21 protein-coding genes and 4 tRNA genes are annotated in these 17,563 nt (G+C 70.4%); 17 read left to right on the top strand and 8 right to left on the bottom strand.

Annotation, left to right across the window (positions count from 1 at the left end; translation table 11 throughout):
- Positions 1 to 223: 223 nt before the first annotated feature.
- A complete protein-coding gene (locus ABD126_RS19505; protein WP_343935302.1) occupies positions 224 to 370 on the top strand; it encodes a hypothetical protein in 147 nt (48 codons plus the stop codon).
- Here ABD126_RS19505 and ABD126_RS19510 read toward each other — a convergent pair.
- On the bottom strand, positions 367 to 1,404 hold the full coding sequence (locus ABD126_RS19510; protein ID WP_343935303.1) for a LysR family transcriptional regulator: 1,038 nt from the start codon (positions 1,402 to 1,404) through the stop codon (positions 367 to 369). The two genes, ABD126_RS19505 and ABD126_RS19510, sit on opposite strands and share 4 nt — an antisense overlap.
- Before the next feature lie 242 nt (positions 1,405 to 1,646).
- On the opposite strand from ABD126_RS19510, the gene ABD126_RS19515 reads away from it, so the two are divergent.
- Genes ABD126_RS19515 through htpX form a run of 4 tightly spaced genes read left to right on the top strand, consistent with a single transcriptional unit; the run spans position 1,647 to position 4,236 of the window.
- Complete coding sequence (locus ABD126_RS19515) at positions 1,647 to 2,066, top strand: NADH-quinone oxidoreductase subunit B (protein ID WP_343935304.1); 420 nt, start codon at positions 1,647 to 1,649, stop codon at positions 2,064 to 2,066.
- The gene (locus ABD126_RS19520) at positions 2,063 to 2,632 is read left to right on the top strand and encodes an NADH-quinone oxidoreductase subunit C (protein ID WP_343935305.1); all 570 of its coding nucleotides are present in this window, start codon (positions 2,063 to 2,065) and stop codon (positions 2,630 to 2,632) included. Before ABD126_RS19515 ends, ABD126_RS19520 begins: the two co-directional genes overlap by 4 nt.
- Positions 2,625 to 3,356, top strand: a complete 732-nt coding sequence (locus tag ABD126_RS19525) for a 4Fe-4S binding protein (RefSeq protein WP_343935306.1) — start codon at positions 2,625 to 2,627, stop codon at positions 3,354 to 3,356. The genes ABD126_RS19520 and ABD126_RS19525 overlap by 8 nt, the downstream gene beginning before the upstream one ends.
- Positions 3,357 to 3,375: 19 nt before the next feature.
- Positions 3,376 to 4,236 carry a zinc metalloprotease HtpX gene (gene htpX, locus ABD126_RS19530; RefSeq protein WP_343935307.1) on the top strand — a complete coding sequence of 287 codons (861 nt, stop codon included), beginning with the start codon at positions 3,376 to 3,378 and terminating at the stop codon, positions 4,234 to 4,236.
- A 13-nt stretch (positions 4,237 to 4,249) separates the two neighbouring features.
- On the opposite strand, the gene rfbA is transcribed toward htpX, so the two are convergent.
- Positions 4,250 to 5,122, bottom strand: coding sequence for a glucose-1-phosphate thymidylyltransferase RfbA (rfbA, locus tag ABD126_RS19535; RefSeq protein ID WP_343935308.1), 873 nt, complete (start codon positions 5,120 to 5,122; stop codon positions 4,250 to 4,252).
- Complete coding sequence (locus tag ABD126_RS19540; protein ID WP_343935309.1) at positions 5,119 to 5,610, bottom strand: YajQ family cyclic di-GMP-binding protein; 492 nt, start codon at positions 5,608 to 5,610, stop codon at positions 5,119 to 5,121. The genes rfbA and ABD126_RS19540 overlap by 4 nt, the downstream gene beginning before the upstream one ends.
- Before the next feature lie 123 nt (positions 5,611 to 5,733).
- On the opposite strand from ABD126_RS19540, the gene ABD126_RS19545 reads away from it, so the two are divergent.
- A tRNA-Tyr gene (locus ABD126_RS19545) sits at positions 5,734 to 5,814 on the top strand.
- A gap of 269 nt (positions 5,815 to 6,083) precedes the next feature.
- Here the strand turns inward: ABD126_RS19545 and ABD126_RS19550 are convergent.
- On the bottom strand, positions 6,084 to 6,326 hold the full coding sequence (locus ABD126_RS19550) for a hypothetical protein (protein ID WP_343935310.1): 243 nt from the start codon (positions 6,324 to 6,326) through the stop codon (positions 6,084 to 6,086).
- A 266-nt stretch (positions 6,327 to 6,592) separates the two neighbouring features.
- Between ABD126_RS19550 and ABD126_RS19555 the strand changes: the two genes are divergently transcribed.
- Positions 6,593 to 7,093 (top strand): hypothetical protein, encoded by a 501-nt coding sequence (locus ABD126_RS19555; protein WP_343935311.1) that lies wholly within the window; start codon positions 6,593 to 6,595, stop codon positions 7,091 to 7,093.
- Here the strand turns inward: ABD126_RS19555 and ABD126_RS19560 are convergent.
- Positions 7,090 to 7,884: a GNAT family N-acetyltransferase gene (locus ABD126_RS19560; protein ID WP_343935312.1), complete on the bottom strand. Its 795-nt coding sequence runs from the start codon at positions 7,882 to 7,884 to the stop codon at positions 7,090 to 7,092. The genes ABD126_RS19555 and ABD126_RS19560 overlap by 4 nt on opposite strands.
- Before the next feature lie 34 nt (positions 7,885 to 7,918).
- Here ABD126_RS19560 and ABD126_RS19565 point away from each other — a divergent pair, with 34 nt between their 5' ends.
- The 7 genes from ABD126_RS19565 to ABD126_RS19595 all read left to right on the top strand — a co-directional run bounded on the left by ABD126_RS19565 (position 7,919) and on the right by ABD126_RS19595 (position 12,921).
- Positions 7,919 to 8,698: a PhzF family phenazine biosynthesis protein gene (locus tag ABD126_RS19565; protein WP_343935313.1), complete on the top strand. Its 780-nt coding sequence runs from the start codon at positions 7,919 to 7,921 to the stop codon at positions 8,696 to 8,698.
- Positions 8,699 to 8,873: 175 nt separating this feature from the next.
- Positions 8,874 to 11,474 (top strand): putative bifunctional diguanylate cyclase/phosphodiesterase, encoded by a 2,601-nt coding sequence (locus tag ABD126_RS19570; RefSeq protein ID WP_343935314.1) that lies wholly within the window; start codon positions 8,874 to 8,876, stop codon positions 11,472 to 11,474.
- Between the two features lie 73 nt (positions 11,475 to 11,547).
- A tRNA-Thr gene (locus tag ABD126_RS19575) sits at positions 11,548 to 11,623 on the top strand.
- 46 nt (positions 11,624 to 11,669) lie between these two features.
- Positions 11,670 to 11,742: transfer RNA gene (locus ABD126_RS19580), tRNA-Met, on the top strand.
- 78 nt (positions 11,743 to 11,820) lie between these two features.
- Positions 11,821 to 11,985, top strand: a complete 165-nt coding sequence (gene rpmG / locus ABD126_RS19585; RefSeq protein WP_121224826.1) for a 50S ribosomal protein L33 — start codon at positions 11,821 to 11,823, stop codon at positions 11,983 to 11,985.
- Positions 11,986 to 12,055: 70 nt separating this feature from the next.
- Positions 12,056 to 12,505 (top strand): FAS1-like dehydratase domain-containing protein, encoded by a 450-nt coding sequence (locus ABD126_RS19590; RefSeq protein ID WP_343935315.1) that lies wholly within the window; start codon positions 12,056 to 12,058, stop codon positions 12,503 to 12,505.
- Positions 12,502 to 12,921, top strand: coding sequence for a MaoC family dehydratase (locus ABD126_RS19595; protein ID WP_343935316.1), 420 nt, complete (start codon positions 12,502 to 12,504; stop codon positions 12,919 to 12,921). The genes ABD126_RS19590 and ABD126_RS19595 overlap by 4 nt, the downstream gene beginning before the upstream one ends.
- An 891-nt stretch (positions 12,922 to 13,812) precedes the next feature.
- Here ABD126_RS19595 and ABD126_RS19600 read toward each other — a convergent pair.
- The 3 genes from ABD126_RS19600 to ABD126_RS19610 form a co-directional block, all read right to left on the bottom strand.
- Entirely contained in the window at positions 13,813 to 14,037 is a 225-nt protein-coding gene (locus ABD126_RS19600; RefSeq protein WP_343935317.1) for a hypothetical protein, read from the bottom strand.
- A gap of 73 nt (positions 14,038 to 14,110) precedes the next feature.
- Complete coding sequence (locus ABD126_RS19605) at positions 14,111 to 14,599, bottom strand: MmpS family transport accessory protein (RefSeq protein ID WP_343935318.1); 489 nt, start codon at positions 14,597 to 14,599, stop codon at positions 14,111 to 14,113.
- 105 nt (positions 14,600 to 14,704) lie between these two features.
- On the bottom strand, positions 14,705 to 15,949 hold the full coding sequence (locus ABD126_RS19610) for a pyridoxal phosphate-dependent aminotransferase (protein ID WP_343935319.1): 1,245 nt from the start codon (positions 15,947 to 15,949) through the stop codon (positions 14,705 to 14,707).
- 188 nt (positions 15,950 to 16,137) lie between these two features.
- Here ABD126_RS19610 and ABD126_RS19615 point away from each other — a divergent pair.
- The 3 genes from ABD126_RS19615 to nusG all read left to right on the top strand — a co-directional run bounded on the left by ABD126_RS19615 (position 16,138) and on the right by nusG (position 17,547).
- Positions 16,138 to 16,210: transfer RNA gene (locus tag ABD126_RS19615), tRNA-Trp, on the top strand.
- 31 nt (positions 16,211 to 16,241) lie between these two features.
- Positions 16,242 to 16,655, top strand: a complete 414-nt coding sequence (gene secE / locus ABD126_RS19620) for a preprotein translocase subunit SecE (RefSeq protein ID WP_343935320.1) — start codon at positions 16,242 to 16,244, stop codon at positions 16,653 to 16,655.
- Positions 16,656 to 16,719: 64 nt separating this feature from the next.
- Positions 16,720 to 17,547 carry a transcription termination/antitermination protein NusG gene (gene nusG / locus ABD126_RS19625; RefSeq protein ID WP_343935321.1) on the top strand — a complete coding sequence of 276 codons (828 nt, stop codon included), beginning with the start codon at positions 16,720 to 16,722 and terminating at the stop codon, positions 17,545 to 17,547.
- Positions 17,548 to 17,563 lie beyond the last annotated feature (16 nt).

Genomic DNA, 17,563 nt, shown 5'->3' on the forward strand with positions numbered 1-17,563 from the left:
GGGGCCTTCGCGTTTCACGAACCCACAGACGACGCGTCGGCCAAAGGTGACGCGGGCAGGGGTGGCTCGGGGCCGTCCGGGCAGCCGGTGATGATCACCAGGGCATCGTGGCGGGAACGGGCGGAGCGCGCGTCACCCATAGGGCTGATCGGGCTAGCGACGGAACCTCGCGGAGTGCTCCGATCGACGGCACCTCGCTGTCGACCAAGGTAGGGAGCGCGCCATGAACGACCTCGACGCCCAGCGGGCAGAGCCGTTGCCCCAGCCGCCGGAGGAGGAACGGGTGGAACGCGAGAAGCCCGAGGTTCCGCACCAGCTCACCGGGATCGAGTGGCTGGTCAAGCAGGTTCAGCGGCAGCGCAACGGTTAGTCCGACACCTCCCGTTGGAACGCCGCCCACAGCAGGTTCAACGGGTGGTCGGCCGGGAACTTCGCCCGCTCCTCCTTGCGGGCGAAGACCCCGACCAGGCGTTCCAGGACCGGCTTCCGGTCGTTCTTCAGCTCCACCACCCGCAGGCCCGAGCCCTCGCGCAGCTCGTTGTTGGCCGCGACCACGCCCAAGCCGGACGTGACGATCATGCAGCCCTCCACCAGGCCGGACCGCAGCAGCGACATCCCGTACTGGATCTCGTCGATCTCCGCCGCGATGTCCAGCTCGTTGCGGTAGTCCGGCCCGAACCACCCGCGCAGGAACTCGGCGATCAGCCCGTCACCCGGCACCACCAGCGGCAGCTTCGGCAACTCCCCGGTGCCGACGCTCGAACCCAACCGGTGCTCCGGGATGTTCGTCAGCAGCGCCAGCCCGCCGCGCCGCCACTCGATCACGTCGAAGTCCGCGAACTCCGACCCGTCGCCCGCGGGCGTCACCACGCTGCCGCAGACGATGTCGACCTCCTTGCTCTCCAGCTTGTTCCAGATGTCCCGGGTCCGGATGTGCACGACCTTCAGCTCCACGTCCCGCCGCCGGAAGTCGTCGGCCACGTGGTGCCACGCCTTCGCCAGCGAGTCGAGCATGAACCGGGTGGTACCCACGGTGAGCGTCGTGCCGAGCTTGCGGCGGCACTCGTGAATCGAATCCAGCCAGTCGGTCATTGTGGACCGCGCCAATTCCACCAACGCCTCGCCGGTGGGTGTGATCAGCACGTCTTTTCCGCGCCCCTGCTTGACGACCAGCGGTTCGCCGCACAACGACTTGAAGTTCCGGTTCAGCGTGTCGATCTGCTTCTGCACGCTGGACTGCTCCCGCCCCAGCACCCGTGCCGCGCGCAGCGCCGACTTCGTCTCATACACCGCGATCAACGTCCTGAGCTGGTCGAACGTTGTGTCCAGCAGCAGCGGGGAGGTGTGCAGGAGCCTGCTGAGCCGGTTGCCCGCGGGGAGCAGGAGCTGTGCCGACGTGGACATCGGGGCCTCTCGGGTCGGGGTCGTACTGTTCTACCGATCAGTTGTACTGAACTTGATCGCAGTATGGGGTCAAATTATCCGAAGAACTTGGTTGCTTTGTCTGGACACGTATACACGGTTCGTAAGAGACTTCTTCCGCAACCAGGTGCGAGTTCACGTGGGAGCAATCAAGGGGGTTTTGGGGGGTTGGGGGCCCGCCGGGCGTGCGCCGGGCGGGCCCCCACGTATTAACCTCATCCGACGTGACGGTTTCCACCCTGGACTGGGGAACGAAGTACCGGGTCACCGTGCTCGACCTCGGGCTCGCCTGCTGCGGCGTCGAGGTCATGGCGGCCCTGGAGGGCGGACGGCCGCACGACCTGGCCGCGCTGGGGGTGGACGTGGCGCACGCCGCGGGCGAGGCGCACGTGCTGGTCGTGTCCGGGACGGTCACCGATGTCATGTTGCCCGCAGTGATCGCCACATACCAGGAGATGCCGGAACCCCGTTACGTCCTGTCCGTCGGGGCGTGCAGCAACACCGGCGGGCCGTACTGGGACTCCTACAGCGTCACCAAGGGCGTCGACCAGGTGCTGCCGGTGCACGTCGCCGTGCCGGGTTGCCCACCCCGCCCCGAGGCGCTGCTCGAAGGCCTCGCCGCCCTGCACAGGTTGGTGTCATGACCGCCGCGTCCGCCGACCTGGCCGCGCTCGTGGAGGGCGCGACGGTGAAGACCGCGTTCGGGCAAACGATTGCGCACGTCGCCGTCCAGCACTGGTCCGCTGCCGCGCGCCAGGCGTATGACCTGGGCTGCACCGCTTTCGACTGGCTGGGTGTCGAGGACGCCGGGCGTCCCGGCGCGTCCGGTGTGCGGCACGCGGTGTACCTGCACGTGCTGAACCCCGAGACCAAGCTGGGGCTGTTGCTGCGCACCGAGATCGGCGACGAGCCGCTGCCGAGCGTGGCCGGTCTGTGGGCGGGGGCGGCGTGGCACGAGCGGGAGGCGGTGGAGATGTTCGGCATCGCCCTGACCGAACCCGCGCCGCACCTGCTGCTGCCGGAGTCCTTCACCGGCCACCCGCTGCGCAAGGACTTCGTGCTGGCGTCCCGCGTGGTCCGCCCGTGGCCGGGCAGGCTGGAACCGGGCGAAGACGGCACCACCGCCCCCAGCCGCCGCCGCACCGCCCCACCCGGCGTACCCGACCCGTCCTGGGGCCCCCGACGCCTCGAAGGTGACCCCCATGCCTGACCCGACCCACCCGACGGACCCGACTGACCCGACGGACCCCACCGCCGCGCCCGCCAAGCCCGCCGAAGCCGCCGCGCCCGCCGCCGCAGCTGCCGTGCCCGCAGCCGAAGCTGCCGTGCCCGCCGCCACAAGCGCCGAGCCCGCCGCCGTGCCGGCCGAGCCCGCCGCCGTGCCGGCCGAGCCCGCCGCCGTGCCGGCCGAGCCCGCCGCCGTGCCGGCCGCGCCCGCTCCACCTCCCACCCTCGCCGCGTCGGCCCTCCCACCCCGCACCCGAGGCGTCATCGCCCTGCTCGAAGCCAACTGCACCGTCTGCATGATCTGCGCCCGCGAGTGCCCCGACTGGTGCATCCACATCGACTCCCACACCGAGGTCGAGCACCAGCCCGGCTCCGCCCGCCCCCGCGCCCGCAACGTCCTCGACCGCTTCGCCATCGACTACGGCCAGTGCCTCTACTGCGGCATCTGCGTCGAGGCCTGCCCGTTCGACGCCCTCCACTGGGCCCCCGACTTCTCCTACCCCGGCACCGGCACGCTCGACGGCCACGGCGCCGTCGCCGAACTCGTCCACGAACGGGATGTTCTGAACATGTGGGTGGAACATGTGCCGCCGCCACCTGTTCTCGACACCCAGGCGGAACCCGCTCCGGAGACCGGTGCCACACGCCCCGGACGAGGGGGTTCCGGAACCCCCGGACGTCCGGGAGCGTTGAGAGGGAGGACGTAGTCACCCGGAGGCGAACACCGTGCACAAGCACTACAACGGGTTGAAGACCGCGTTGCTGCTGGGCGCCATGAGCGCGCTGATCGTCGGGATCAGCTCGTTCTTCGGGCGCACCGCGCTGGTCATCGGCGTCGTGCTGGCACTGGGCGTCAACGCCTACGCGTACTTCAACTCCGACAAGCTGGCCCTGCGCGCGATGCGGGCCCGCCCCGTGTCGGAGGTCGAACAGCCCGCGATGTACCGGATCGTGCGGGAACTGGCGATGGCCGCGCGGCAGCCCATGCCCCGCCTCTACATCAGCCCCACGGCCGCGCCGAACGCGTTCGCGACCGGCCGCAACCCGCGCAACGCCGCCGTGTGCTGCACCACCGGAATCCTCGAACTCCTGGACGAGCGCGAGCTGCGCGCGGTCCTCGGGCACGAGCTGTCGCACGTCTACAACCGCGACATCCTCATCTCGTGCGTCGCGGGCGCGCTGGCGAGCGTGGTCAGCGCGTTGGCGAACCTGGCCCTGTTCGCGAGCCTGTTCGGCGGCGACGACGAGGACCGCCCCAACCCGTTCGCCATGCTGCTGATCGCCGTCCTCGGGCCGATCGCGGCGGGCATCGTGCAGCTGGCCGTCAGCCGGTCCCGCGAGTACCAGGCCGACGCGTCCGGCGCGGAACTCACCGGCGACCCGCTGGCCCTGGCCTCGGCGCTGCGCAAACTCGACCTCGGCACCCGCGCGGCGCCCCTGGCCCCGGAGCCGCAGGTGGTGTCCCAGTCGCACCTGATGATCGCGTCACCGTTCCGGCCCGGCGAACAGCTGGCGCGCTGGTTCTCGACCCACCCCCCGATCGCCGACCGCGTCCGCCGCCTGGAGGAACTGGCCCGCCGCTCCTAGCGCGGCAGGCCGGTCACCGCACCTCGCGGGCCACGCTCATCAGGTACTGGCCGTAGCCGGACTTCGCGAGCTTCTCACCCAGCGCGTAGCACTCGTCCGCGCTGATGAAGCCCATCCGCAGCGCGATCTCCTCCGGGCACGCGATGCGCACGCCCTGCCGGTGCTCCAGCACCTGCACGAACTGGCCCGCCTCCAGCAGCGAGTCGTGCGTGCCGGTGTCCAGCCACGCGAAGCCGCGACCCAGGTCCACCAGCTGCGCCTTGCCGCGCCGCAGGTACTCCAGGTTGACGTCGGTGATCTCCAGCTCGCCCCGCGCCGACGGCTTGAGGTTCCGCGCGATCTCCACGACGTCGTTGTCGTAGAAGTACAGGCCGGTGATCGCCTTGTTCGACTTCGGCACCGCCGGCTTCTCCTCGATGGAGACCAGCCGGCCCTCCGCGTCGACCTCGCCCACGCCGTACCGCTCGGGGTCGCGCACCGGGTAGCCGAACAGCACGCAGCCGTCCAGCGTCGCCGCGTGGTGCTGGAGCAGCTTGGAAAAGCCCTGGCCGTAGAAGATGTTGTCGCCCAGGACCAGCGACACCGCGTCGTCGCCGACGAAGTCCGCGCCGATGACGAACGCCTCGGCCAGCCCGTTCGGGTGGGCCTGCTCGGCGTACTCCACGGAGATCCCGAACTGGGACCCGTCCCCGAGCAGCCGACGGAACAGCGGCAGGTCGGTCGGCGTCGAGATGAGCAGGACCTCCCGGATGCCCGCGAGCATCAGCACCGACAGCGGGTAGTACACCATCGGCTTGTCGTAGACCGGGAGGAGCTGCTTGGACACCGCCTGCGTGATCGGGTGCAGCCGCGTGCCGCTCCCGCCCGCCAGGATGATGCCCTTCATCGGTAGTTCGTGAACTGGAGGGCGATACCGAAGTCGCTGCTCTTGAGGAGCGCGATGACGTCCTGCAGGTGGTCCTTCTTCTTGCCCGAGATGCGGAGCTGGTCGCCCTGGATCTGCGCCTGCACGCCCTTCGGGCCCTCGTCGCGGACCTTCTTGGCGATCTCCTTGGCCTTCTCCGACGAGATGCCCTGGACGACCTTGCCTGTGACCTTGAACACCTTCCCGGAGACCGCGGGGTCGCCGATCTCGAAGGCCTTCATCGAGATGCCGCGCTTGACCAGCTTCTCCTGGAAGACGTCGATCGCGGCCCGGCAGCGCTCCTCGGTCGAGGACTCGAAGGCGATCGCCTCCTCGCCCGCCCAGGCCACCGACGTGCCGGTGTTCCGGAAGTCGAACCGGGTGCTCAGCTCCTTGGCGGCCTGGTTGAGCGCGTTGTCGACCTCCTGCCGGTCGACCTTGCTCACCACGTCGAACGACGGGTCTGCCACGTGCCCGATACCTCCGCGTAGGCGTGTCTGCGAACCCCCGGAAGCCTACCGGGACGGCCCCGGTTTGAGTGGCCGCGACGGGGTTATGTATTGTCTGCACCGCACCCGGGCGACCGGGGGCGGGGCGGGTTGCCCGAGCGGCCAATGGGAGCGGACTGTAAATCCGTCGCGAAAGCTACAGAGGTTCGAATCCTCTACCCGCCACATCAGCGAGAAAGCCTCCGTGAGCACGGTTCACGGAGGCTTTCTCGCGTTTTCGGGCCGGCAAAGGCTCCACACGATTGCGGTTCGAGACGCCGTGGGCTCGGCACGGCGGTCGTGACCCTGTCCGGCGGGCCTGCCGAACGCCCGGAGCGCGTCAGCCTCGGCTGCGCTGACCCCGGACGTAGGCGAGGCCGACGCGCAAGCGCTTCCTCTCGCTTGCGTGCCGGCCTCGGGTGCAGCATAACCCATGTCGAACGTGTGTTCGAGGGTTATGCGATGGCTGCTCGTCCCGCGTCGGTCAGCTCGGCGTCCGTGCGCTCGTACAGGCCCACGGCGCGGCGGGCGCGGAGGAGGCCGGCGTGGACCAGGGCGTGGGTGGTCGCCTGGTCGCAGCAGGGCAGGCCGTCGACGTACAGGTCCGGCTCCACGCCGCCCGACAGTTGGCCCCTGCCCGCGGCCACGGCCTTCAGCATGGCCTTCGCCCGGTTGGACAGTTCCTTCGCGATGGTCATGGCGACCCCCTCGCCCGTTGTGCATCCCCTTTGTCTTGTCAGGAGGTCTCGACCTACGGCTTGAGTACCCCTCGGTTCCGGGTTCACTCGGGCGGACGAGAGCCTGGGGGACACCTTCCCCCTCTGGGCCGTTCGGATCACGTCGCCACGCCGACCGGTTGGGCTGTTCAGCTCAGCCGAAGTCGGGACGACCTCTCGGCGCTGCCAGACCGCCGGCCGTCGTGCGCGCGCACGGAACACCGGTGCGTGCGACCAGACTCGAACCCATGAGCGAAATCGGGATCGCCCTGACCGCCCTCGCCGTCGGCGTCCTCCTCGGCCTGGTGATCCGGCACCACCCCGTCCGCCGGCGCGCCCAACCCGCCACCCGCGACCACGTGCGCGAGGTGCTCAACGCCGCCGACGACCTCGAATACGCCCTCACCACGGTCCTGAACTTCGGACCGCTCTCCACCTCCGAGCTGGTCTCCGTGGACCTCCCCGCCAAGCTCGACCGCCTGGCGGCCACCGGCCTCGACCGCGACACCCTGCGCGACCTGCGCACGCACACCGACCGCATCGCCCTGCACCCCTACCCGGAACCGCGCGAGCTGCTCACCGCCGTCCGCGAGGACGACGCCTCGGTCTGGCTGGTCCTCCGCGAAGCCGTGGGCAGCGGCGCGGCGCAGCACCAGGCCGCCGCCGACGCCCGCGAGTGCCTGGCGGTCATCCGCGCCGGCCTGCGCGAGACCGCGCCGCGCGAGATGAAGGAACTCGTGCCCGTCTAAAGAGCCGGCCGACGCTGCCAAGTCGTCCACAACGGACGGTAGCCGTGGGAGTACCAGAACGGCGTCGAGCGCGGGTTCGGCAGGGCGTGGTGCAGCAGGGTCACGGCCACGCCCGCCTCGTCCAGCAGGCGGTGGGTGTGCGCGACCAGGGCGCTGCCCACCCCCGCACCCCGGGCCGCCTCCCGCACGCCCAGCAGTCCGATGTAGACCACCGGCGCGGCGGACGTGCGCCCGGCGATCCAGTCCGAGTGCGGCGGCATGTCGTAGTACAGGACGCCCAGCGGCGTGCCGTCCCGCTCCGCCAGCCACAACCCCGGCTCGTCCCACGTCAGCCGGGCCTCGATGTGCTCGCGCAGCCGCGCCGCGGTCGAGGGCCGCTCGGTGACCATCCCGAACCAGCCGTCGTACCGGACCGTCTCCACGTTCACCGACACGGCCACGGCCACGTCCGCCGCCGTCACCCGCCGGATCCGCACGTCCGCCGCGCCCACCGGGCCACCCCGCCCCGCCCGCCGCGCCGCGGTCACCAGCAGGGGCGCGAAACCGTGGCGCACCAGCACCTCCGCGGCGGCCACCGCCCGGCTCGGCACCGTCACCAGCGCGGCCGTGTCGGGGTCGCCGGCGCCGGTCAGCGGCCAGTCCCGCAGCTGTGCGTCGAGGTCGGCGTCCGGGTGCCACGTCAGGCTGTGCGTGCGCAGCGCGCCCCAGCTGGCGTTCAACGCGTCGGCGGTCAGTTCGGCGAACGAGTACGGCTCGGGCACCGGTCCGATGGCGGGCAGTAGCGGGTCCATGCCGTGACCGTAGCCAGGGCCGTAGCCTGCGGCGGTGCGCATCTTCGTGGTGGACGCCTTCACCGACCGGGCGTTCGCGGGCAACCCCGCGGGCGTCGTGCTGCTCGAAGACGACGGGACTCCGGACGACGAGCGCTGGATGCAGTCCGTCGCGGCGGAGCTGAAGCACGCCGAGACCGCATTCGTGCGCCTCAAGGATGAAGGACCGCTGCCGCTGCGCTGGTTCACCCCGGTCCGCGAGGTGGACCTGTGCGGCCACGCGACCCTCGCCACCGCGCACGTCCTGGGCGGCGACCGCGCCTTCACCACCCGCAGCGGCCTCCTCACCTGCGCCACCACCCCCGACGGCTGGGTCGAGATGGACTTCCCGGCCGACCCGGCCACGCCGATCGAGGTGACCGAACCCCTCGCATCAGGCCTGCCCGGCGTCACGATCAAGGCCGTCGCCCAAGCCGTCTCCGACGTCCTCGTGGAGGCCGGGAGCGCCGCCGAGGTCCGAGCGCTCGAACCCGACCACGCCGCCCTCGCCCGGGTCCCCGGCCGCGGCGTCATCGTCACCGCCCCCGGCGACCGCCCCGGCCTCGACGTCGTCAGCCGCTGCTTCTACCCCTCCTACGGGGTCCCGGAGGATCCCGTAACCGGTTCCGCGCACTGCACGCTCGCTTCCTGGTGGGCGCCGCGCCTGGGCCGCGCCGAACTGCTCGCCGAGCAGGCCTCGCCGCGCGGCGGACAGGTCCGGGCGATCTTGGACGGTGATCGCGTGCGACTCGCCGGACGAGCGGTGACGGTGCTGGCAGGGGAGCTGATCGTGTGATCCGAACTGTTACCTTTCGTGGTAATCCGCGCAACGACCTGCCATTTCGTCGCCCAACCGGGGTACATTGGCACCCCTGGAGGGGTCTCGGTGGGTGTTCGGGACCCCTCAGTCACGCCAGGAGCTCGTAGGCCGCGACCCGGCCAACCGCGACGACGGCCGACTTGGAGGGTGGATGTCCGACCACGCGTCGGCCACGGCGCAGAGCGCGCCGACCCGGTCCACGACCCGCGCGTTCAGCGTGTTCGCGGTGCTGCTCCTGCTCGCCGGGACGCTGTCCGCGGTCGCGGTGGGCTCGTGGCTGCCCGACCGGGACCCCAGGCACCTCCTGTGGACCGGACCGCTGCTCGTCGTCGGGTTCCTGCTCGCCGAGCAGCTCGCCATCAACGTCGACGTGCGCAGCGGAGTGGCCTGGACCATCTCCTTCACCGAGATCCCGCTCGTCCTGGGCCTGTTGGTCGCCCCGTTCGAGGTCGTGCTCGCCGCGCACGTGGTCGCGGGCGTCGGCACGCTGCTCGGCCGCCGGGTGCTCGACCGCGCCGTCTACAACGCGGGCCTGATGTTCATGGAGATCTCGGTGGCCTTCGCGGTCGCCCACTCCGTGGACCTCTTCCTGGACGGCAACGGACCCAAGTGGGCGGGCGCGTTCCTCGGCACCATCACCGTGCCGCTGCTGGCCAGCGTCCTGGGCCTGACCGCGCTGCGCCTGATGGGCAAGGGCATGCGCGTCGGCCCGAGCCTGCGGCTGGTGCTGCAGACCCTGGTCGTGGCGCTGCTGAACACCTCCGCCGGCCTCGCCGGCTACGAGATCGCGGACAAGGCCCCGTGGGGCGGCGTCCTGATCGTCCTGGTCTTCGCCGGCATCACCGCCATCTACCTCGCCTACTCCGGCCTGCTGCGCGAGCAGCGCGACCTGGAGACGCTCAGCGAGGTGTCGCTGCGCGTCGCCCGCTCCGGCCGGCACGCCACCGGACCGCGCGGCGCGACCCCGGACGGCGGCGACGCCCGCGCCGACGACGACGAGTGGCAGCTGATCGCCGAACGCATCCGCGAGCAGCTCAACGCCAACCGGGTCGTGCTGCGGCTGCGCACCGACCCGCAGGCCCCGATGCGCACGCTGGTCGCCGGCGAGCCGCTGCCCCAGGGCATGCGCCGCGACGACCCGCGCCAGCTGCGCGAGGACGCCATGCTCCAGCTGCCCGGCTCGCAGGTGCGGTACTTCCGCGTCGTCGACGCCGGCGAGGACGTCTCCGAGTCCCTGGTCCGCCGCGACGCGCAGGAAGCGCTGGTGGTGCCGTTGCGCGGCGCGACCCAGCTGCTCGGCGCGGTCGAGGTGCACGACCGGCTCAGCCGGTGGCGCGGCTTCGGCAAGGCCGACATCCAGCTGCTGCGCACCCTCGCCAGCCACCTGTCCACCGCCGTGGACAACCGCCGCCTGCTCGCCCGGCTGCGCCACGACGCCTACCACGACCCGCTGACCGGCCTGCTCAACCGGCCGGGCCTGCGCGAGGCCGCCGCCGAGCCGATGCGCCAGGCCGACCGGTCCGCGGTCATCCGGATCGACCTCGACGTGCTGTCCACCGTCTCCGACGCGCTGGGCCAGGCCTGGGGCAACCGGATGGTCGTCGCGGCCGGCCGCCGCCTGCGCGACGAACTCGGTCCCGAGGTGCCGCTGGCCCGCCTGGAGGGCGGCGCGTTCGCCGCGCTGCTGCTGGACCGGCAGGCCGAGCGCATCCAGGAGATCGCCGAACGGCTGCGCGCCGCGCTGTCCGTGCCGTACCCGGTGGACCGGCTCACCGTCGAGGCGGGCGCGGTCGTCGGGTGGGCGTCCACCGCGGACTGCGAGATCGAGGACCCCGACGCCGACGCCCTGCTCCAGCGCGCCGACGTGGCCGTGCGGGCGACCAGCGAGGCCGAGCCGCTGCGCGCGTACGCGCCGTCGATGGGCCAGATCTTCCTGCGCCGCTTCCAGCTGGTCACCCAGTTCCGGTCGGCGCTGGAGAGCGGCCAGGTGTCGATCCACTACCAGCCGAAGGTCGCGCTGCCCAGCAGACAGGTGGTCGGCGCGGAGGCCCTGGTGCGCTGGAAGCACCCCGAGTTCGGCCGCGTCGACCCGGACGAGTTCGTGCCCGCCGTCGAGGCCACCGGCCTGGTGGACGTGCTGACCGACTTCGTGATGGACAAGGCGCTGGACCGGGTCCGCCGGTGGATCGACCGCGGGCTGCGGATGTCCATCGCGGTGAACCTGTCCGTGCGGACGCTGGCCGACGAGGAGTTCCCGGACCGCGTCGCGGCGGCGCTGCTCAAGCACGACGTGCCGCCCGAGCTGCTCACCTTCGAGCTGACCGAGTCCGGCGTGATGGCCGACCCCGAGCGGGCGCTGCCCGTGCTGCGCCGCCTGCACACGATGGGCGTCGTGCTGGCCGTTGACGACTTCGGCACCGGCTACTCGTCACTGGCCTACCTGCGCCAGCTGCCGGTGGACGAGGTGAAGATCGACAAGTCGTTCGTGCTCGGCATGGGCACCGACCTGGGCGACATGGCCGTGGTCCGCTCGATCGTCGAGCTGGGCCACTCGCTGAGCCTCACCGTCGTCGCCGAGGGCGTCGAGGACGACGCCGCGCGCGACCAGCTCGTGTCGATGGGCTGCGACGTGGCCCAGGGCTACCTGATCTCCCGGCCGCTGTCCGAGGAGCGCTTCGAGGCCTGGTTGCGCGCGCGAACCGTGCAGGTCAGGGGTGCGCGGGATGAGACGGTGCTCACCTTGGTCCACTGAAGGGACCCCCCGATTTCGTGAACGGCGCGAGGTTGTGTAGAGTTCTCCTCGCTCGGCAAGAACGAAAGAGCAAGCCCCTTTAGCTCAGTCGGCAGAGCGTCTCCATGGTAAGGAGAAGGTCTACGGTTCGATTCCGTAAAGGGGCTCCACGACTTGGCCGCGGTGCGCAAGCATGCGCGGCCTCTGGTCGTGCGAAGCGGTGTAGCTCAGTTGGTAGAGCAAGCGGCTCATAATCGCTGTGTCGCCGGTTCAAGTCCGGCCACCGCTACTCGGTCGAAGATCCCCGCCAGGCGGTAAGCCCGCACTGGGCCCACGGGGCTGGTGAGCTCTAGGAAGGCAAGGACCCGTGGCTGCAACCGACGTACGCCCGAAGATCACCCTCGCGTGCGAGGAGTGCAAGCACCGGAACTACATCACCAGGAAGAACCGGCGCAACGACCCGGACCGCCTGGAGATCAAGAAGTTCTGCCCGAACTGCAAGACCCACCGGCCGCACAAGGAAACCCGCTGAGCCGGTAGCACCACTTCCACGAGGCCCGTCCCCGCTCCAGGGGGCGGGCCTCGTCGCGTAACCTGCTCCGGTGCCCCTCGACCAGTCGTTCATCGGCCGCGCGTACCCACCGTCACCGCCCTACGAGGTGGGCCGCGAGAAGATCCGCGAGTTCGCCACGGCGGTAGGCGCGACGAGCCCGGTGCACCACGACCCGGAGGCCGCCCGCGCGGCGGGCTACAAGGACGTCATCGCGCCCCCCACGTTCGCGGTCATCGTGTCCCTGAAGGCCAACGACGTCCTCGTGGAGGACCCGGAACTGGGCCTGGACTACAGCCGCGTCGTCCACGGCGACCAGACCTTCACCCACACCCGCCCCATCACGGCCGGTGACCGGCTCGTGGTGGAGCTGCACGTGGACGGCATCACCAGCCGGATGGGCAACGACATGCTCAACCTCCGCGCCGAGGTGAGCACCGACGAAGGCGAACACGTCTGCACCGGCCGCTGCACGCTGGTGGTCCGAGGGGAGGACGCGTGATCAAGGCGGAGCACGTCTCGGTGGGCGACGAACTGCCCCCGCTGACCCTGCGCATCACCCGAGCGGACCTCGTGAAGTACGCGGGCGCGTCGGGCGACTTCAACCCGATCCACTGGAACGAGCGCTTCGCGACCCAGGTGGGCCTTCCCGGCGTCATCGCGCACGGCATGCTGACCATGGGCATGGCGATCCGCGTCGTCACGGACTGGACGGGCGACCCGGGCGCGGTGGTCGAGTACGGCGTCCGCTTCGGCCGGCCCGTCCCGGTGCCCGACAACGACGAGGGTGCCCTGGTGGAGGTCACGGGCAAGGTGACCAAGGCCCTGGAGGACGGCACCTTCAAGGTCAACATCACGGCCACCTACGACGGCAAGTCCGTGCTGGGCGGAGCCTCAGCCCGAGTACGCCTACCCTGACCCAACCAGCACCAGGCGCGCAGCGCCCAGGCAGGGCCTCGTGAGGTCACACCCCAACCCGGGCTTCTTGCTTGTGTCATCTCCGTATGGCCTGCCCGCAGGGCTACCACACTTTCCCGGGGTTGGGCCAAAAAGTTTTGCGAGGAACGAGCAAAAGTTTTTCGACCAACCCCGGGAAAGTGTGGTTGGCTCCGCCAGGCCATACGGAGATGACACAAGCAAGAAGCCTCCGCTCTTTCTTTTGTTTTTGTGTCATCTTTGGCGGCCTGCCCGCCGGCGAGGCTCTTTTAAGCTTTAAGCGTGACGCTGACGCTCTCAAGCCGGACGCGCTTCGCGCTTGAACGCGCGGAGCGCTTGAACGCGCGGAGCGCTTGAACGCGCGGAGCGCTTGAACGCGCGGAGCGCTTGAACGCGCGGAGCGCTCTCAAGATTAAAAGCGCCTCGCCGGCGGGCAGGCCCCCGGGGGGGGTGGAAGGGCGTCGGTTCGTTCCCCGTACGGCCTGCCGGAGGCAACCACCCTTGGGGGTTCTTGGCAACCGGTGAAGCGTGGTTGCCAAGAACCCCCAAGCGCGGTTGGGCTGCGCCCAGGCCGTACGGGGAACGAACCGAGGCCCTTCCTGTGCTTGGCAGCCCGATGAAGAAACCGCGCTTCGCGCGGACGACTAGCGTGCATCGGTTTGTGTGTGCCGGCGCGTGAGGGCTTTGCTGGGCGTTAAAAGCCGCTGCAGAATGCGCTGGTGTTCGGACCGCTCGCGGTAGCGGATCGCCGTTCCACGCCGTCCACGCTCACCTTGCACCCCACCGAGCCGCCTTCCGGTCCCACGGTCACCGTGAGCACCCCGTTCCGCACTTCTCCGGACACGGCCAACTCCGCCCGCCAGGGGAACGAACTCAACTCCACCTCGCGCAGAGCCTCGCCTCTTCCGCGAATGTGGAGTACACGACCGTGGCGCGCACGGCCTCTCCGGACACCTCGTACACGACAACGGACCGTTGCTCCGGTCTGGCCACCCAGTACGCCAGGGCCAGGGCGCTCAGCACGAGTGCCACCGAACCGGCGATCACGATCCACTTCCGGGCGGGTTTGTCGGACTCCGGTGGGTCCGGCTCCGTCATCGTTGGTCTCCTTGGGTGAAGATCGGTTGCTCTGAACGGATCATCGCCCACTTTCTACTGTGAGTTACTCCATTCACCCGTTGGAGTTGCAGTTGGCCAGCGCGAACGGGCCGGTGGCCGTGGCGGTCTTGCGCTGGACGCCGTCGACCAGGATTCGGCAGGTCACCGTGCCGCCGGTCGGGCCGGCCATGGCCGTGAGCGTGCCGGCGCTGAGCAGGCCCTTGACCTTCAGCGTCTTCGACCACGGCAGCGTGGCGGCCTGCTCCTGCTCGGTGGTGCTGTCGCCGTCGCTGTAGGTCGAGTACCGGACGTCCGCCTTGTCGACGTCACCGGTGATCTCGTAGACGACCGTGGACTCGCGGCCGGCGTGGCGGTCGAGGTCGTCCAGCGGCTCCTCGGGCTCGGCCGCGAACGCCGTCAGCCACACCACCACCGCCCCGGCTAACAGGGCTAACACGAGCACGGCGACCAGTGGTCCACGGCGGCGCGGGCGGGTGGTCGGGTGCTGGGCGTGGGCCACGGGGTACTCCCTCGGGTCGGCGTACTGAGACGCCGGGACCATCGAGTGACCTCGGACACGGTTACTGGTCGTGATCGAACTGTGGCCAAAAACGCAACAAGGGCACCCGCGGCAGCGGGTGCCCTTGCCGATCGCGCAGCGCGCGTCTTACAGCTCGATCTCGCCCAGCAGCTCGGCCATGCGCGTGACGCCGGTCTTCAGGTCGTCGTCGCCCAGGGCGTAGGACAGGCGCAGGTAGCCCGGCGTGCCGAACGCCTCACCCGGCACGACCGCGACCTCGGCGTGCTCCAGGATCAGGGCCGCCAGCTGCACGGTGTCCTTGATCTCGGTGCCGCGCAGCGTCTTGCCGATCAGCGCCTTCACCGACGGGTACACGTAGAACGCGCCCTTCGGGGTCGGGCACTCCACGCCCGGGATCGCGGACAGCAGGTCCACGATCGTCCGCCGCCGCCGGTCGAACGCCTTGCGCATCTCGTCCACCGCGTCCAGCGACCCGGAGACCGCCTCCAGGGCCGCGCGCTGCGAGACGTTCGCCACGTTCGAGGTCAGGTGGGACTGGAGGTTCGCGGCGGCCTTCACGACGTCGGTGGGGCCGATCAGCCAGCCCACCCGCCAGCCGGTCATCGCGTAGGTCTTGGCGACGCCGTTGAGCACGATCGTCCGGTCGGCCATCGCGGGCACCGCGACCGGCAGGGACACCGTCTCGGCGCCGTCGTAGAGCAGGTGCTCGTAGATCTCGTCGGTGATCACCCACAGGCCGTGCTCCAGCGCCCACTCGCCGATCGCGGTGATCTGCTCGCGGCTGTAGACCGAGCCGGTCGGGTTGGACGGCGAGCACAGCAGCAGGACCTTGGTCTTCTCGGTCCGCGCCGCCTCCAACTGCTCGACGGTCACCAGGTAGTCGGTGGTCTCGTCGGCCGTGACCTGCACCGGGACGCCGCCCGCGAGGGTGATCGCCTCCGGGTAGGTGGTCCAGTACGGCGCGGGCAGCAGGACCTCGTCGCCCGGGTCCACGATCGTCGCGAACGCCTGGTAGACGGCCTGCTTGCCGCCGTTGGTGATCAGCACCTGGGCCGCGGTGACCTCGTAGCCCGAGTCCCGCTTGGTCTTGGCCGCTACGGCTTCCCGCAGCTCCGGCAGGCCGGCGGCGGGGGTGTAGCGGTGGTTCTTCGGGTCCGCGCAGGCCGCCGCCGCGGCGGCCACGATCGCCTCCGGGGTCGGGAAGTCCGGCTCGCCCGCGCCGAAGCCGATCACCGGTCGGCCGGCCGCCTTGAGCGCCTTCGCCTTCGCGTCCACCGCGAGGGTGGCGGACTCGGCGATACCGCCGATCCGCTTCGAGATCCGGGGGAAGGCGGAGGAGCCGGGCGCGGAGGTCGTCTCAGGTGAGGCCATGGCCCCAATCGTGGCAGACCGCACAACCGAGTTGGAGCCCGGCACCCCCTCTGACCGGGCCGGTTGGGAGTAACGGCCCCCTGTGCCGTATGCTCTGACACCGGGAACGTCCAGCCGCTGCCTCACGGGCCACGTGAGGAGGGTGCAAGGCGTCCTCAGCCAGCGGGTCCCCTCACGGGGGACCCCGAAGGGGTGTAGCTCAACTGGCAGAGCAGCGGTCTCCAAAACCGCAGGTTGCAGGTTCAAGTCCTGTCGCCCCTGCGTCGAAGCGCGATGGTGAGCGGAGGACGGCATGAGCGAGGGCCGCGAGCAGGACCAGCCGGACGAGCGCGAGAGCGCGGCCCGGCCGGTCACCGCCGCAGCGCGCCGCGAGCGCCGCGGCACCGCGCGCCCGGCGGGTCGCAAGGACGCCGCCGCCAAGCCGTCCGAGGCGAAGAAGTCGGCCGAGTCCGACTCGGACGCCGCGGACCGCAAGGGCCGTCCCACGCGCGCTCGGGGCGACCAGGAGAAGCGACCGGGCTTCTTCGCCCGGATCGTCCGCTACATCCGTGAGGTGGTCAGCGAGCTGCGGAAGGTCATCTGGCCGACCCGCAAGCAGATGATCACCTACACCTCGGTCGTGTTGGTCTTCGTGGCCTTCATGGTGGCGTTGGTGTTCGGCCTTGACTCGGCCTTCGCCTGGGGCGTGTTCAAGGTGTTCGGCTGAGCCGACGCCTCCCCGCCCGGGGTGGCGGTGGCGAACACGTGGATGAAAGGAAGCGAGACCCACAGTGACCTCCGAGAACGGCGTTGACGCCCAGGAGCTGACCGACCTGACCGACGAGCAGGACTTCGACGGTGATGTCGAGGACGTCGAGCAGGACGAGGCGACGGAGGACACCGCGGAGTCCGCTGACGACGCCGCCGAGTCTGCTGACGAGTCCGACGACTCCGACGACGAGTCCGAGGAGCCCGCCGCTGTCGCCGCGCCGGTCGCCGACATCGACGCCGAGCCCGCCGACCCGGCCGCCGAGATGCGCGAGGCCCTGCGCAACGCGCCCGGCGACTGGTACGTCGTGCACTCGTACGCCGGGTACGAGAACAAGGTCAAGACGAACCTCGAAACGCGCATCCAGACGCTCGACATGGAGGACTACATCTTCCAGGTCGAGGTGCCGACCGAGGAAGTCACCGAGATCAAGAACGGCCAGCGCAAGCAGGTGCAGCGCAAGGTGCTGCCCGGCTACATCCTGGTCCGGATGGAGCTCAACGACGCCTCGTGGAGCGCGGTGCGCAACACGCCGGGCGTCACCGGCTTCGTCGGCGCGACCTCCAAGCCGTCGCCGCTGACCCTGGACGAGGTGCTGAAGTTCCTGCTGCCGCAGGTCGAGCAGAAGCCGGCCGCGGGCAAGAAGGCCGCTTCCGCGCCCGCCAAGACCGCGGTCGAGGTGGACTTCGAGGTCGGCGAGTCGGTCACCGTCATGGACGGCCCGTTCGCCACGCTGCCCGCGACGATCAGCGAGGTCAACGCGGACGGCCAGAAGCTGAAGGTCCTGGTGTCGATCTTCGGCCGCGAGACTCCGGTCGAGCTGTCGTTCAGCCAGGTCTCCAAGATCTGACCGGGTCCCTCCGGTC

The organism is Saccharothrix mutabilis subsp. mutabilis, from assembly GCF_039521145.1.
Classification (GTDB): domain Bacteria; phylum Actinomycetota; class Actinomycetes; order Mycobacteriales; family Pseudonocardiaceae; genus Actinosynnema; species Actinosynnema mutabilis.

Excerpts from the sequence above, each read along its gene's own strand:
- ABD126_RS19505 (WP_343935302.1), top strand. The coding sequence starts at position 224 with ATGAACGACCTCGACGCCCAGCGGGCAGAGCCGTTGCCCCAGCCGCCG.
- ABD126_RS19510 (WP_343935303.1), bottom strand. The coding sequence starts at position 1,404 with ATGTCCACGTCGGCACAGCTCCTGCTCCCCGCGGGCAACCGGCTCAGC.
- ABD126_RS19520 (WP_343935305.1), top strand. The coding sequence starts at position 2,063 with ATGACCGCCGCGTCCGCCGACCTGGCCGCGCTCGTGGAGGGCGCGACG.
- ABD126_RS19525 (WP_343935306.1), top strand. The coding sequence starts at position 2,625 with ATGCCTGACCCGACCCACCCGACGGACCCGACTGACCCGACGGACCCC.
- rfbA (WP_343935308.1), bottom strand. The coding sequence starts at position 5,122 with ATGAAGGGCATCATCCTGGCGGGCGGGAGCGGCACGCGGCTGCACCCG.
- ABD126_RS19550 (WP_343935310.1), bottom strand. The coding sequence starts at position 6,326 with ATGACCATCGCGAAGGAACTGTCCAACCGGGCGAAGGCCATGCTGAAG.
- ABD126_RS19555 (WP_343935311.1), top strand. The coding sequence starts at position 6,593 with ATGAGCGAAATCGGGATCGCCCTGACCGCCCTCGCCGTCGGCGTCCTC.
- ABD126_RS19560 (WP_343935312.1), bottom strand. The coding sequence starts at position 7,884 with ATGGACCCGCTACTGCCCGCCATCGGACCGGTGCCCGAGCCGTACTCG.
- ABD126_RS19570 (WP_343935314.1), top strand. The coding sequence starts at position 8,874 with ATGTCCGACCACGCGTCGGCCACGGCGCAGAGCGCGCCGACCCGGTCC.
- ABD126_RS19600 (WP_343935317.1), bottom strand. The coding sequence starts at position 14,037 with ATGACGGAGCCGGACCCACCGGAGTCCGACAAACCCGCCCGGAAGTGG.
- ABD126_RS19605 (WP_343935318.1), bottom strand. The coding sequence starts at position 14,599 with ATGGTCCCGGCGTCTCAGTACGCCGACCCGAGGGAGTACCCCGTGGCC.
- ABD126_RS19610 (WP_343935319.1), bottom strand. The coding sequence starts at position 15,949 with ATGGCCTCACCTGAGACGACCTCCGCGCCCGGCTCCTCCGCCTTCCCC.
- secE (WP_343935320.1), top strand. The coding sequence starts at position 16,242 with ATGAGCGAGGGCCGCGAGCAGGACCAGCCGGACGAGCGCGAGAGCGCG.